At 33.7% G+C, this 14,698-nt stretch carries 13 protein-coding genes; 6 read left to right on the top strand and 7 right to left on the bottom strand.

Annotated features, from left to right (window positions below; genetic code table 11):
• Positions 1-43: 43 nt before the first annotated feature.
• The gene (locus tag AQ616_RS16590) at positions 44-805 is read left to right on the top strand and encodes an ABC transporter ATP-binding protein (protein ID WP_069686307.1); all 762 of its coding nucleotides are present in this window, start codon (positions 44-46) and stop codon (positions 803-805) included.
• On the top strand, positions 795-2,726 hold the full coding sequence (locus tag AQ616_RS16585) for an FtsX-like permease family protein (RefSeq protein WP_069686306.1): 1,932 nt from the start codon (positions 795-797) through the stop codon (positions 2,724-2,726). The genes AQ616_RS16590 and AQ616_RS16585 overlap by 11 nt, the downstream gene beginning before the upstream one ends.
• Positions 2,727-2,767: 41 nt before the next feature.
• Here AQ616_RS16585 and AQ616_RS16580 read toward each other — a convergent pair whose 3' ends face one another.
• The gene (locus AQ616_RS16580) at positions 2,768-3,391 is read right to left on the bottom strand and encodes a response regulator transcription factor (RefSeq protein ID WP_017795986.1); all 624 of its coding nucleotides are present in this window, start codon (positions 3,389-3,391) and stop codon (positions 2,768-2,770) included.
• A gap of 289 nt (positions 3,392-3,680) precedes the next feature.
• Positions 3,681-4,064, bottom strand: coding sequence for an SLAP domain-containing protein (locus AQ616_RS16575; RefSeq protein WP_017795987.1), 384 nt, complete (start codon positions 4,062-4,064; stop codon positions 3,681-3,683).
• Between the two features lie 202 nt (positions 4,065-4,266).
• Between AQ616_RS16575 and AQ616_RS16570 the strand changes: the two genes are divergently transcribed.
• On the top strand, positions 4,267-4,476 hold the full coding sequence (locus AQ616_RS16570; RefSeq protein ID WP_017795988.1) for a DUF2187 family protein: 210 nt from the start codon (positions 4,267-4,269) through the stop codon (positions 4,474-4,476).
• A 173-nt stretch (positions 4,477-4,649) separates the two neighbouring features.
• On the opposite strand, the gene AQ616_RS16565 is transcribed toward AQ616_RS16570, so the two are convergent.
• From AQ616_RS16565 to AQ616_RS16555, 3 genes are read right to left on the bottom strand one after another with little or no spacing between them, the layout of a single operon-like run.
• Complete coding sequence (locus tag AQ616_RS16565) at positions 4,650-6,530, bottom strand: PTS fructose transporter subunit IIABC (protein ID WP_069686305.1); 1,881 nt, start codon at positions 6,528-6,530, stop codon at positions 4,650-4,652.
• Positions 6,531-6,550: 20 nt separating this feature from the next.
• Complete coding sequence (pfkB, locus tag AQ616_RS16560; RefSeq protein ID WP_069686304.1) at positions 6,551-7,462, bottom strand: 1-phosphofructokinase; 912 nt, start codon at positions 7,460-7,462, stop codon at positions 6,551-6,553.
• Positions 7,463-8,209, bottom strand: coding sequence for a DeoR/GlpR family DNA-binding transcription regulator (locus AQ616_RS16555; RefSeq protein ID WP_069686303.1), 747 nt, complete (start codon positions 8,207-8,209; stop codon positions 7,463-7,465). It lies immediately after the preceding gene.
• A gap of 389 nt (positions 8,210-8,598) precedes the next feature.
• Between AQ616_RS16555 and AQ616_RS16550 the strand changes: the two genes are divergently transcribed.
• Positions 8,599-9,627 carry a PTS sugar transporter subunit IIC gene (locus AQ616_RS16550; protein WP_017795992.1) on the top strand — a complete coding sequence of 343 codons (1,029 nt, stop codon included), beginning with the start codon at positions 8,599-8,601 and terminating at the stop codon, positions 9,625-9,627.
• 98 nt (positions 9,628-9,725) lie between these two features.
• Here AQ616_RS16550 and AQ616_RS16545 read toward each other — a convergent pair whose 3' ends face one another.
• Positions 9,726-11,642 (bottom strand): vWA domain-containing protein, encoded by a 1,917-nt coding sequence (locus AQ616_RS16545; protein ID WP_069686302.1) that lies wholly within the window; start codon positions 11,640-11,642, stop codon positions 9,726-9,728.
• A 12-nt stretch (positions 11,643-11,654) separates the two neighbouring features.
• The gene (locus AQ616_RS16540) at positions 11,655-12,527 is read right to left on the bottom strand and encodes an ATP-binding protein (RefSeq protein ID WP_069686301.1); all 873 of its coding nucleotides are present in this window, start codon (positions 12,525-12,527) and stop codon (positions 11,655-11,657) included.
• 171 nt (positions 12,528-12,698) lie between these two features.
• Between AQ616_RS16540 and AQ616_RS16535 the strand changes: the two genes are divergently transcribed.
• Both AQ616_RS16535 and AQ616_RS16530 read left to right on the top strand, forming a co-directional pair.
• On the top strand, positions 12,699-13,652 hold the full coding sequence (locus AQ616_RS16535) for a D-2-hydroxyacid dehydrogenase (protein WP_069686453.1): 954 nt from the start codon (positions 12,699-12,701) through the stop codon (positions 13,650-13,652).
• A 426-nt stretch (positions 13,653-14,078) separates the two neighbouring features.
• Positions 14,079-14,651: a DUF2087 domain-containing protein gene (locus AQ616_RS16530; RefSeq protein WP_069686300.1), complete on the top strand. Its 573-nt coding sequence runs from the start codon at positions 14,079-14,081 to the stop codon at positions 14,649-14,651.
• Positions 14,652-14,698 lie beyond the last annotated feature (47 nt).

Here is a 14,698-nt window from a genome sequence, read left to right as displayed (position 1 = left end):
TAGGTTCATACTAGAAACTAGAATTAAAAAGGAGTAATAAATAATGAGTATATTACAAGCTCAACAAGTTTATAAAAGTTATGGAAATAAATTCAATCGTCAAGAGGTATTAAAAGGAATTGATTTAACAGTAGATAAGAGAGAATTTGTAGGAATAATGGGGGCATCGGGGTCTGGGAAAACCACTTTACTTAATGTGCTATCTTCTATCGATAAAGTGAGTCAAGGAAAAATTCAAATTGAAGGAAAAGAATTTACGAGTATGAAAGATAAGCAAATTGCAGAATTTAGAAAGCAGCATTTGGGATTCATTTTTCAGGAATATAATTTACTGGATACTTTAACGGTAAAAGAAAATATTTTATTACCATTAACTGTACAAAAAATATCTAAAACAGATGCCCAAATTAGATTTCAACAGGTGGCTCAGGAATTAGAAATTTTTGATATACGGGATAAGTATCCAAATGAAATTTCAGGAGGACAAAAACAGCGTACTTCTGCTGCTCGAGCTTTTATTCACAATCCTAGTATGATATTTGCTGACGAACCAACAGGGGCGTTAGATTCAAAAGCAGCTTCAAATTTACTTAATCGATTAGTAGATTTAAATGAAAAAAGAGCATCTACAATTGTGATGGTTACACATGATCCATTAGCAGCTAGTTATTGTAGTAGGGTGATTTTTATTAAAGATGGAAGAATATACTCTCAGTTAAATAAAGGTGATGAGACACGTAAATCTTTTTTTGATGACATTATAAAAACTCAAGGCGTGTTAGGTGGCGTACATCATGACTATTAGAAAGCTGATTTTTACAAATTTAAAAAAGAGCGCCAAAAATTATTATTTATATTTATTTGCTCTGACATTTTGTGTCGCATTATATTTTTCATTTGTTACATTGCAATACGATCCGGCGATGAATGAAGTAGAAGGTTCTATCAAAGGGGCTGCAGCTATACGGGCAGCTTCAGTGATGTTAATTATTATTGTAGGAGTATTTTTAATATACGCAAATAATCTATTTATCAAACGTAGAAGTAGAGAAATTGGATTACTACAATTAGTTGGCTTTACAAAAGGAAAAATCTTTCAGGTTATTAGTATTGAAAATATAATTATGTATACCATAGCTTTGATTACAGGTATTTTCATTGGATTTATTTCTTCAAGGCTTATGATGATGATTTTAATTCGATTAATGGACTTAAATGAAGTGGCTGAATTAAATTATTCTAATCAGGCAGTAATACAGACACTTTTAGTTTTCATGGTAATTTACATCGTTATTATGGTAGTAAGTGCTTTATTTATTCACAGACAAAGGTTAATAAACTTATTCCAGCTTCAATCCTCTACTGAGTTAAAAAGTAAAAAGATATCTAAATGGCAATTATTAATTGGAATAGTAGGTATTGTCGCTATTTTGTTTGGATATTATATGTCGTCTAAATTATTTGATGGTGATTTTGTCACAATAAATAGTTTATTCGCCGTGATGCTTCTTATATTGGCATCAGTAATCATTGGTACGTATTTATTTTACAAAGGATCAGTAAGTTTTATATTTTATTTGATAAGAAAGAAAAATAATGGATATTTAACTATTAATAAAGTACTTTCACTATCGTCAATTATGTTTCGAATGCGTTCAAACTCTCTCTTATTAACGGTAATAACAACAATTTCAGCTTTGGCAATCGGATTTTTATCTCTAGCATATATATCTTATTACTCTATTGAAAAACAAGCGGAGAACACAAATCCCAATCATTTTTCTATTCCAAGCTTTGAGGAAGCAGAGGATTTTTATATTGCACTAGAAGATAATGACATTAACTATAAAACTATAGAAATGGAATTATATGAAGTTGGTGCAGATTTAAGTAACGTTATAAATGGACCAACAGATGATAACTTTTTCAAACCGGACGATACTACAATGATCGTGATCAGTGATGAATATATTACTGATGTAGATTTAAATCGAGAAGAATCTATTTTTATGAATGTACAAGGTGTTTTAGATGAATTTATGCAAATGGATGCAGAGGAAGAATTTACGCTCTTCACTGAAACTGAAAACATTACATTAGACTATATAGAAGGAAAAGAAGAAAGTATTGTTCCATTTTCATATAGTAATGGAGGGTTTCCGTTAGCTGTTGTGGATTCCTCTGTATATAAACAATTAACAACAGGCTTAGAAAGTTATGAGGAGTATGCAGGAATTGATATTGAAAATGAAAGAGAACTAGAAGAAGCAAATGATCTTTATAATTCTATTTATGGTGAGAGTGGCCGAGGATATGGTTCATACCTACAATCAATTCAATCTCAGAAATATACAATGGGAATGATTATGTTTATCGTAGGATTTTTAGGACTAACTTTCCTCATTACTTCGGGATGTATCCTTTATATTAAACAAATGGATGAATCGGAAGATGAAAAAAGAAACTATACTATTTTACGGAAAATAGGATTTACTCAATTTGACTTACAACGTGGCATACGGATAAAACAATTATTTAATTTCGGAATACCTTTAATTCTTGGAATTAGTCATAGTTATTTTGCTGTTAGATCTGGATGGTTTTTCTTTGGTACAGAACTTTGGACACCGATGATAGTTGTTATATTAATTTATACACTCCTTTATTCCTTGTTTGGAATATTATCTATCTCTTATTATAAAAAAGTAATAAAAGCATCACTTTAAAAAGGTTCAGAGCTGTTATCAGCTCTGAACCTTTTTAAAATTTATATCCATCCTTTGCGAAATGCTAACAGCATAGCATTCGTACGATCGTTTACGTCCAGTTTACGAAGAATGGTAGTGACATGATTTTTAACCGTTTTATCTGATATTTCTAGATTTAAAGCGATCCGGTCATTGTTATTCCCTTTTGCAATTTCAATTAATATATCCCATTCTCTATCTGTAAGCAAGCCCTCTGGTCGTGCTTGTAATGTATTAGCGATACGAACATATTCTTCATGAAGTAGTTTTGCGAGTTCGGGATATACATAGGTATAGCCGCTCTTAATAAATTCAATGCCAGATATAATATCTTTTTCCAACATAGAATGGTAAAAATATCCATCAAATTCCATTTCAAACAATCTTGTTACATGAGCCATATCAATATCAAAAATGACAATAGCAACAGGTGTAGGGAGTGGATTATATTCTTTTATCAGTTGTTCACTATCTTTATGGTCTTTAATCATTACGATTAAAAAGTCAGCTTTTGTTAGCTCTTCTTCTGTCATATGAAATAATTCAACTGGGGTTTTAACATATGTAGCTAGATTCGTAATTTGAGTTAATGTTGAAGAATTAAAATGGTAAGCCTGTCCATTTGTAGTAGGTGCCATACTCATTATGATCAGCTCCTATCTTTGATTTGAGTAATTGGTCTTTTTAATATATCGAAAATATAAATAAAGTTGTATAAAAATTCTATTGACTTGAATAATTTTATGTTGTTATGAGAATATTTTCAACCCTTTTAAAGCGAATTACTAGGAATTTATAAAGTTGTAATCATATTATAATATATCATAAAATTAAGATAATTTATATATAATACTTTAGCTTGGAAATAAATGTGTAATAACACCTAGACTAATTGGTCCAGGTGTTTGATGAAGTATCAGAAAAACAGTGCTGTTATGCCCAACTGAGAATTCCATTATCAAATGTAGCTTGCTGGCTGATATTTTCTATTGGGAAAATGAAAGCCCAAGGCATGCTTGTCTTAGAGGGAATAGTTACTGTGTTTAAGGTAAAGAAATGGGTCGCGAGTACTTGATCGTCTTCCATATAATTAATTGGTGTTTGATCAAATGTTAACTTGTCCTCACTATAATTGTTAATAATAACGGTTACTAGAAGCTCGCCTTTGTAATTTCGGGCTTGCCAAAGCGGTGTGAAAGTAATGGACTGCTCAGTAGTGTTATGATTAATCTGTTGAAAAGTTTGTTTAATCTTTACTCGATCTTGGTCAGGTAAAGCTTTATCCCATGAGGGCTCGAATTTCAATGTTTGTGGCATGTTTTATACCTCCTATATTAACCATAATTATATAAAATAGAATGACTTACAAGTATTCCGATCATTTTCTTGAAAAATGATGAAAATGCCATTAAACTTATGATACTATTGGAGGGGATTCAAGAAAATGTAAATAAATCTCTATCGAATGAAAGGAATAAAATTTCCTAATATGAAATAAATGTTTGAAGGAGGCCCAAACATGGAACAAGAAAACACACAACCAGTGAAAAAAGAAGATATGGCAGAGGTTGGGGAAACAATTGATATTGTTCGAGGAGAACACAAAGGCAATAAAGCTAAGGTCTTAATTGTGAGAGAAAACTCTGTAATTGTAAATATTGGCAATCATCCCTCCACAGGGGAACCTGTTAAGACAGTTGTTAATCATAAGAACTATAAAAGAAAATAATAACGAGCAAGAGGTAAGTATGATAAAACATACTTGCCTTTTTAGTTGTGATAAGTTTATATATCTAAAATTAAGGAAGAGCAAGGAAAGTGGTAAGATAAATGAATGCACTTGTAAATAACTGTAAATGTAAAAAAGGCATACATTAATGAATGTATGCCCGTAAGTGATTCTTATTTCGTTACAGTTTTTCTCCAAAATCCTAAAATTATTGCGGTAATGATTGTACCGATTATTAAGGATAACAAGAAGAATAGAGGTCCTTCTGCCAATGGTATGACGAAAATTCCGCCATGGGGTGCTGGAATGGCACTATTCCAGAATTGTGTAAGTCCACCTGCGATTGCGGCACCTATTACAGAAGAACCAATGACACGTAATGGATCTGCAGCTGCAAATGGAATTGCACCTTCTGTAATGAAGGAAAGCCCCATTACATAGTTTGTAACACCTGATTTACGTTCTGCTTCATCAAATTTATTTTTGAATAATGTAGTTGCAACAGCGATTGCTAGAGGCGGGACCATACCACCAGCCATTACAGCGGCCATAAGACTACCGTCACCTGTACTTGTAAATATACCAATAGAAAATGTGTATGCAGCTTTGTTAAATGGACCGCCCATATCGATAGCCATCATACCACCAAGTAATGCTCCTAATATTACTGCATTTCCAGTCCCTAATCCTTGTAAGAAATCTACCATTAAACCATTTAATCCGGAGAAAATTGGTCCTATAATAAAGTACATAAATAATCCTGTGAAGAATAGGCCAAATACAGGATACAATAAAATTGGTTTTAATCCATCAAGGGACCGGGGAAGACCTTTAAATACATATTTCAATCCAACGACGATATAACCTGCAAGGAAACCACCAACTAGTCCACCGATAAAGCCCGCATCACTATTAAAAGCCAATAGCCCTGCTACCATACCAGGCATTAGGCCAGGTCGGTCAGCAATACTCATTGCAATATAACCTGCTAATATCGGTATAAGGAAATTAAAAGCACTACCTCCAAGATCGTTTAGGAAACTAAATATTTCACTTTCTGAACCCAGTACACTTTCGAATAAGAAAGAGATGGCCATAATAATTCCGCCACCAATAACGAATGGTAGCATATGAGAAATACCGTTCATTAAGTCTTTATATATTTTTCCCCATACAGAAGTAGATTGATTTTCTTCATTTTCACTTTTACTGGATGAAGATGATCCCTGATACACTGGTGCATCTTGATTAATTGCTTTAGTTAAAAGTTCTTCAGTTTTCTTAATACCGTCACTTACTGGCCGTTCAATGACATGTTTGCCATTAAATCGTTCCATTTCCACTTTTTTACTAGCTGCGACAATAACTGCATTAGCACGTTGAATATCATCAGAAGTTAATTTATTCTTCGCTCCATCTGAGCCGTTCGTTTCCACTTTAATATCAATATTCATTTTCTTTGCTTGTTTTTTAAGTGCATCCTCTGCCATAAATGTATGAGCGATACCTGTTGGACAAGCAGTTACTGCTACAACAAATGGTCGTTCATTCGAATCGTTTTGAAAATTGTCTTTCTGTATCTCCTCTTTAGGAGTATTTTCCTCAGCTTCGTTTAAAAAGAGTTGTTGTACATCTTCTGGAGTAGAAGCAGCGTTTAATTTCTCAACAAACGTTGGTTCCATTAAAAGTTTGGATAAAGAAGCAAGTGTTTGTAAATGTGTATCATTATTTCCATCAGGAACAGCAATCATAAAGAATAAGTGAGCTGGTTGTCCATCTAATGAGTCGTAATCTATTCCTTGACTACTTTTAGCAAACAATACAGCCGGTTCCTTTACTGAACTTGTTTTAGCGTGTGGCATAGCAATACCGTCACCAAGTCCAGTGGAAGATTGTACTTCACGGTTAAGAATTGCTTCTTTAAACGTATCTACATCGTTGATAACTCTATATTTATGAAGGTTATTGATCATTTCTTCGATAACGGATTGCTTATCCGTCGATTTCAAATCCATAATCATAATATCTTTGCGTAATAAATCAGTTACGGCCATTTATAACATCCTTTCTATATTTATAATATCGTTACTTCAATTTCTGAAAGTAAATTATCAATTTTATTTCTGGTTGCTAGATCATACGAAAAAGCAGTGGCACTTCCAGCGGCTATACTCATTTTGAATGCTTCAAGTACGTTCTGATTTTTTAAGTAGATGCTAAGGAAACCAGCAATCATAGAATCTCCAGCTCCGACAGAATTACGTAATGTTCCACTTGGAGAAGTACCTTTATATATTCCATTATTCGTTATCAAAATAGCTCCATCAGCTCCCATAGAAACAATGACATGCTGAGCTCCTTTCTCTAGCAGTTTTTTTCCGAATTTAGTGACGTCTTCATCAGTTGAAATAGATACTCCAAATAATTCCTCAAGCTCATGTTTATTTGGTTTGATAACTAACGGCTGATAAGCAAGTGATTGCATTAATGCATCTCCTGTTGTATCAATTGCAAATTGTGCGCCAGCTGCTAACACTTTTTTGATGGCTTTTTCATAGAAGTCAGTTGGTAAAGAAGGAGGTTTACTTCCAGACATAACTACAAAATCGTTTGCAGTAATTTTTTCTAACTGTGAAAGAAGTTTGTTGGCCTTATCATTAGATATGGAAGGTCCTCGACCATTAATTTCGGTCTCCTCACTTGACTTCAATTTAATATTGATTCTTGTATCTTCGCTCACAGATATAAAATCAGTTTTAAGATTTCTTTTTTCAAGAAAATCAATAATAAACTTTCCGGTAAAACCACCGATGAATCCTAATGCGGTGGAGGAGGTTGAAAGTTCCTGTAAGATACGAGATACGTTAATTCCTTTTCCGCCAGGAACTTTATACTCATCGTTCATGTAGTTTAACTTTCCGAGTTTCAATTGATCCACTGGTACAATGAAGTCAATGGATGGATTAAGTGTGATTGTGTAAATCATTTACGTTGCCTCCAAGATGTTAGTATGAAGTTGAAAAGCTTCGTGTAAGGATGTAAGTTTCTCTGTAATAAAAATAACATCATTAATATTACAGATTTTTGCAAAGTTAACGTTGTTCCATTTACTCTCATCAGCGAGCATATATGCGGTTGATGCTTGTTGAAGTGCTGAACTTTTCATGGCAGCTTCTTCTGGATCTGCAGTAGTACACCCATATCGCAAATCAATGCCATTAACCCCTAGAAATGCTTTGGTAAATTGGTATTCTTTTAATTGGCGTAGACTACTTGACCCAACTATTGCGTTTGTAGAGTGCTTTAATTTTCCACCAACTAAATAAGAAGGGATTTGTTTATTTGTAAGCATAGATGCATGAACTATTCCATTCGTAACAACAGTAAATGAAATATCTGGCAAATAGGGTATCATTTCTAGAGTGGTTGTTCCTGCATCTAAATAAATGACATCATTTTCCTCAATCAAGGATGCTGCAAATTTTCCAATAGAAGCTTTATGTTGAACGTTTTTGATTGTTTTTTCTTGGTAGGTTGGTTCTTTATCAAATGAATAGTGTTTTTTTGCTCCACCATGTATACGAGTAAGCAGTCCATCTTCTTCTAATTGCGCTAAATCTCTTCTTATTGTAGATTCAGAACAATTCAGATCACTTATAAGATCAAGAGATTTAACTACACCGCTTTCATTTAGTTTCTTTAAAATTTGTCTATGTCTTTCATCGGTTAGCACATCATCACCTCAAACATAATAATAACATTATTACCATCCCTAAACAATCATAAACATTCAAAAACAATCATTTTCATTCATATTAATATATGTTTAATATAAACCACTTCCAGATAAACGAATCTATTCTGAAAAAAATAACTATTGACTCTAATTTAAAATAGGTTTACTATAGTAACAATTTACAACATGAAAGGGGCATAAATTCAATGTGTGAAACAGCTGTAAACCAAATAGGAATTTTAATTATATGACTATAAGATAAGATGCTACAGATTGGAATTATTATAACCATATCTGATTCTTGTAGTCTTATCGAAGCCCATGAAGAGAAGGGCTTTTTTTCATATCTGCAGGATTAAAACAGAGAAAATTAGGAGGGTCTATAGATGAAGCAATCAACAAAGAAATATATTATCGATAGAATGTATAAAGGTTCACAAGGATTAGCGAATGCGGTGTTAGTAACATTAGGTATAGGCCTTCTAATTGAAACATTTGGTACATTTACTGGTTGGGAAGGATTTATTACGATTGGGAATGCCGCACAACTAATGTTAGCACCGGCAATTGGTGCAGGAATAGCCTATCAGTTAGGTGGAAATACACTAATTATATTTAGTGCTATGGCTGCTAGTACAGTAGGTGCAAATGCGCTGGCGATGACGCCTGATGGAGCCTGGGTATTAACCACTGGACAACCTATTAGCGCTGTATTAGCTGCTGCTGTAGCTATCTGGATAGGAAAGAAAGTTGCTGGAAAAACGAAACTTGATATGATGTCCATTCCTTTCTCTGCTATTTTTGTGGGAGGAATTGCAGGAGTTGGTTTGGCTGCAGTAACCACACCAGTATTAGAGGAGATTAGTCGTATTATTGCCAATTCAACTGTAGGATCACCACTTGTGACATCTGTAGTTATTGCACTTATATGGAGTATTTTCTTAATGTCACCTGCGTCATCAGCAGCGTTGGCGATAGCTTTACAACTTGATCCCGTATCTAGCGCAGCAGCGTTAATTGGGTGTACGGCGCAATTTGCTGGATTTACAGCTATGTCATTGAGACAAAATAATTTAGGAGCAAACATTGCACAATCATTTCTGACACCAAAAGTTCAAGTTCCAAATATTGTTAAGAATCCACGTTTAGTTGCAGGGCCTTTTTTATCATCGATCATTTGTGCTCCAATCGCCATTTTAGTATTTGATTTTCAAGTGCCGTATGAGTTAGCTGGTCTTGGTCTGAATTCATTTATTGCACCGTTAAATATACTAGCAAATCAAGGTCCAGGAGTGTTGTTAATGTATATCGTTATCGGAGTTGTTATTCCAGCGGTGATATCAGTTACTGTTTACCATTCGTTAAAATCAAGAGGGTGGGCAAAAACAGGGGACTTACATATGGAAATACAATAATTCATTTACAGAGAGTTAGATAAAACATAGGAGGATGAGACTGTATATTGATGTCTCATCCTCCTATGTTTATTGTTTATTCTCTATTTTTACTCTCATTACATTGCTTTTAAAAGCAATCTTTTGAGAAGAGGAGTAAAATGTTCTGGTAGTTCTTCAACATGAGGGATCATGATTCGCTCTTTTCCGTAAATGTTTTTCATCGTGGTGTCGTTTTTCTCCTGGATTTCTCCATTGGCTAAAAACATACCGATTACATCGATATGATGCTTTCTTGCTTCTGTTACTGCTTGATGAGTATCAAGAATCCCATTTTGATCATACCCACTTGCGGCAGGTTCACCATCGGAAAATACGAGCAAGAATTTATTTTTTTCATTACGCTTCATTAATTGTTTTGTGATATAACGAATACTAAAACCATCACGATTATCTTCTTGTGGTTCAAGTTGCATAATTTTTGCACCATTATTTTCATATAAAGAATCTTTTAACTCATGAATATATTGTAAATAGTTAGGTTGATAATTCGCTTTTACTTCATTGGCGTCTTCCCAGAAACCAATGATTTCGTGTGGTATTCGTAATTCTTTTAACACTTCATGGAAAAGAACAACTCCACGTTTGGTTTCTTCCATTTTATTTACCATTGATGCAGAACAATCAATAAGTAAAGTGAATACTGCATCAAACTCTTTTGATTCTTGTTCCTTCTTATAAAATACTCGAGGGGACTCATCTACTATGATTGGTAATAATTTCTTAGATAGTCGACCAAATAAAAGCTCGGTTCTTGGGAAATTACGTTTGTGCTCTAATGTTAATTGAATGGTTTTTGCTAGTTTTCGTTTATAAGGGTCAATCTCCATTAAATATTGGTCATATTTTTCTTGGTGATCTAGAGAAGGCGGGTCTGTTTTTTCGATAAGCATGACTGCATCTTCATTTTCTTTTCCAAATTCAGAACCACTACTACCAGATTGTTGTTCCTCTTGTTTGGATAAGGTTTCTTTATCTGAATAATCCTGTTGTTTACTTTGAACGGAAGAACCTTGAACAGAAGCCATGGCTTGATCAGCATCCTCTGTTTCACGAGCTCCTCCACCCATCATATTGGTTTTCGTACCTTGTTCAAGTTCAAATTGCAGGAAATTTTGCTTCCTATTCTCATTTTTGTTCTCACGATGCCATGTTGAAAAAGTCTCATCAAAGTATTCATTCTCATCATCTTCGTCTAGCCATTGTTCATCATCATTCACAACATCGTCTGTGCGTGTCAACTCATCAAACAAAGTGTTCTTTTCATAAACTTCGATATGCCCAATGGGAAATACAAAGTATTCATGGATGCTATCTTTATAGTCCGCTGCTTGAATTAAACGAACAATAGACAAGCATAAATTGGTATTATCTAATGTTTTCTTTGCTTCAAACACACGATAGAGATATGGTTTTAATTTTTCTAGCATATCTAATTGCGCCTGAGGAACTCTAGGAAATGAGGGGTCAGGTCCATCAGCATGTATAAGAAGATATATCATACAAAAAAGCTCATCGGTAGCATAACTTCTCGTTATGTTCGATTGTAATTGAGTTTGAAAATAGCGTTGAAAGAATTGATGACGTTTTTCAAACCATTGTTTTGATCCTGGACGATTTTTTCGAATAATCTCTTCTAAGCGTATATCTTCTAATAGTGTTATTATTTGATTCGCAAATTTAGGTATCATTAACTCGGATACATCTTCTTTAAAGGTTTGCATTGTTGGAATATGGGTTTCCATCATTGTTCCGACTGTACGAAGAAGTACATCTGATTTTGTTCCCGCTGTTTTTGTTTCTATATCTAATTTATCCCAAAAACGACTAGCAGTAATTTTATTGTCAGCAATATCGACAAACGAGCCATAGCTATTTTCAAATTGCAACTGAGCATTACCAGACAGTACAGTAGTTAAATCTTGTAATTGCATAAATAAACGCGTATCTACTTTGGATTCATGAAATCGATACATTTCATATTCTCCTTAATCAAATAGTGTATCCGCAAGATTTTGTACAAAGGCTTTTTCACGATCTTCATCTAGTTTATCTACTATTGCGCGAAGTATCGCGCGTTTTGGAGGAATGAAGGTAGTAAGATCACATGCATCTAACAAAGCTCTAATAGATGCGGCATCTTCTGATAGCTTACCTTGTTCCACAGCAGTTATTAAATCTTTTGATAAAGTAACAAACAGATTGATAAGAGTTTCATCTTCTAACTTTGTGCTATTAGATATTAGTTGTTTTAATTGATCTCCTTGAATGTAAGGAACATCGATAACAATAAAACGGTTTTTTAATGCTTCATTTAATGGAACAGTTCCTATATATCCTTCATTAATTGCTGCGATTACACCAAACTGTTCCTGTGCAGTGATTATTTCATTGGTAAATGGGTTAGTAATCGTACGACGATAATCTAGGACACCATTAATTAATGGTAATGTTTCTGGTTTAGCCATATTTATTTCATCGATATATAAAAACGTACCGTGTTTCATCGAATTAGTTACAGGACCTGGTACAAAATCAATTGTTTGTTTGTCATTTTCATAACTTAATGTTTTAAATCCCATCAAGCTCTCAGCATCTAAATCAACCGAACAATTAACACTAAACATCGGTTGTTGAAAAAGAGAAGAGAGTGTTTCAGCAAACTTAGTTTTCCCAGCTCCAGTTGGACCTTTTAAAAGTATATTTTTCCCCATACTTAGAGCAGTAATCGCATCAATAATTAGTTCTTCATTAGGAGGCATATATCCACCATCTCTAATTAAATCTTGAAAATGTTCATGTTTGTATTGATTATTTTTAACTAGTTGTTGTATTTGTTGTGGTAAAGAATCGGTGTTCATTTCATTACTCCTTTCCATGACATTGTATTACTAGTCTGGTAAAAAAACAAAGAATGCGCAGTTCGTTGCGATTTAATAGGAAGGTTGATAAGATAATTAATAGTTAGATTTTTCGAAAACTTACTTATAATGGAAGTCCTTTGTATGATGGATTTCTGGACGGGAGGAACTATGACAAAGAGATCAATTGCAATTAATTTAAATTTAGATGAACAAAACTTACAAGCAATTCAGGAAGTCGTTCCAGATTGGGATATTTATACCGGGAAAGATATAGCAGAGGAAAATTTAAATAAGGCAGAGATACTGGTACATTGGCGTGAATCACAAGCAAATAAATATGTAAATAGTAACAAATTGAAATGGGTTCAATCATGGAGTGCTGGAGTAGATTATCTTGATCTTGATCATTTACAAAAGAACGATATACATTTAACAAGTGCTAGTGGAGTTCATGCTTATCCGATTTCTGAAACGATATTTGCGTATATGTTAGGTTTTACACGTTTAATACATACGTATATTAGACAACAACAAGAGAAAAAGTGGTATCATGCAAATTTAAAAGCAGAAATTCATGAGAAAACGATTGGAATTGTAGGAGTAGGAGAAATTGGCAAGGAAACGGCTAAAATTGCTCAAGCATTTGGAATGAAAGTGCTAGGAGTACGTCATTCTGGAAGAGATGTTGACTATGTGGATGAAATGTATACTCCTTCAGATTTATCACTAGTTTTAGAGCGAAGTGATTTTGTAGTGGTCACGTTACCTTTAACAAAAGAAACACATCATATGTTTGGTAAAGAACAATTTGCACAAATGAAAAATAGTGCATTCTTTGTCAATATCGGAAGAGGGTCGATAGTGGATGAAACTGCTTTAATTTCTGCTTTGCAACAAAAAGAAATAGGGGGAGCAGGACTTGATGTGTTTGAATCAGAACCGCTTCAATCGGATAGTCCATTATGGGAGATGGACAACGTAATTATCACACCGCATTCAGCTGGTGCGACAGAATACTACACGAATCGAGTGATACAGGATATTTTTATTCCTAATTTGAAGAGCTATCTTGTTAAAGGAGCGCCTACTATCAATGTGTTTCAGCATAACCTAGGATATTAAATTATAACCTTTTCATAAGCACGGTCTAAAATCTATGGTAAAGACAATGTTGCACGATAGATTTCTGACTCGTGCTTTTTCGTGTTGTATACAGCAACGCAATGTATTAATCCTATTCTATATACTTGAATCAATTTAATATGTTTAGATTAAAGCAATAACTTGGCTTTGATTGTTATGAAAAACGGAAATTCCTGCTCAAAATAGCGAGCTGAAGTTCCACTTGAAAAGTGTTCTTCTTTTCAAGTTTGCTAAAAACCGGTGCCTGCTAAAAAGCGTCCGTCTGTAATGAAAAACAAAACAGCTAACATACGAATTTACTTAAAATATCTTATTATGAAATTAATTCATTATATAGATTGAAAAAAAAGTGTTTTCATATACATCTAATTAGATTATAATCTAATTAGATGAGGAGGTGTCATTATGCAATTAGATCGTATCGTTAATTTTCATAAGACAATAGGAGATAAAACTAGAATTCGTATTATTACTTTATTAAAACAAGGTCCGCTTCACGGTCAAGCAATCGCAGGAAAATTAGGGTTAAAGCCACCAACAATTTCTCATCATTTAGCAAAATTAAAGGAAATTGATATTGTTTATCAACGACGTGATAAAAATACCATCTATTTCTATCTAAATGAAGACAAACTAGAAAGAACGGCTTTAGCAATTACTCGATTAGGAGGTAAAGAAATGCTTGGGAACTTTGATGTTACCGATCAAGAGAAAGCAAATGTCATAAAAAACTTTGTAGATAGTAAAGGAAGGATAGAGGCTCTACCAGCACAGAGAAAGAAAAAGTTAATTATTTTGGAGTATATGATACGAGGATTAAATCATGGAGAAACATATAAGGAAAAAGAGATTAACGAATATATCATGCAATATCACGAAGATTATGCAACAGTGAGGCGTGAACTCGTTATGAATCATTTTATGTTTCGACAAAATGGTATTTATGAACTTAATCCAATAGAAATGTGGCCTGTGTAATCAGGTCTATTTTTAAATTAACTAATTAGATGAATGTCTAATTAGAA

Origin of the sequence: Oceanobacillus sp. E9 (assembly GCF_001741975.1) — a bacterium.
GTDB lineage: Bacteria > Bacillota > Bacilli > Bacillales > Amphibacillaceae > Oceanobacillus > Oceanobacillus kimchii.
The sequence above is the reverse complement of the archived record's forward strand: the minus strand, read 5'-3'. Positions and strand labels throughout refer to the sequence as shown.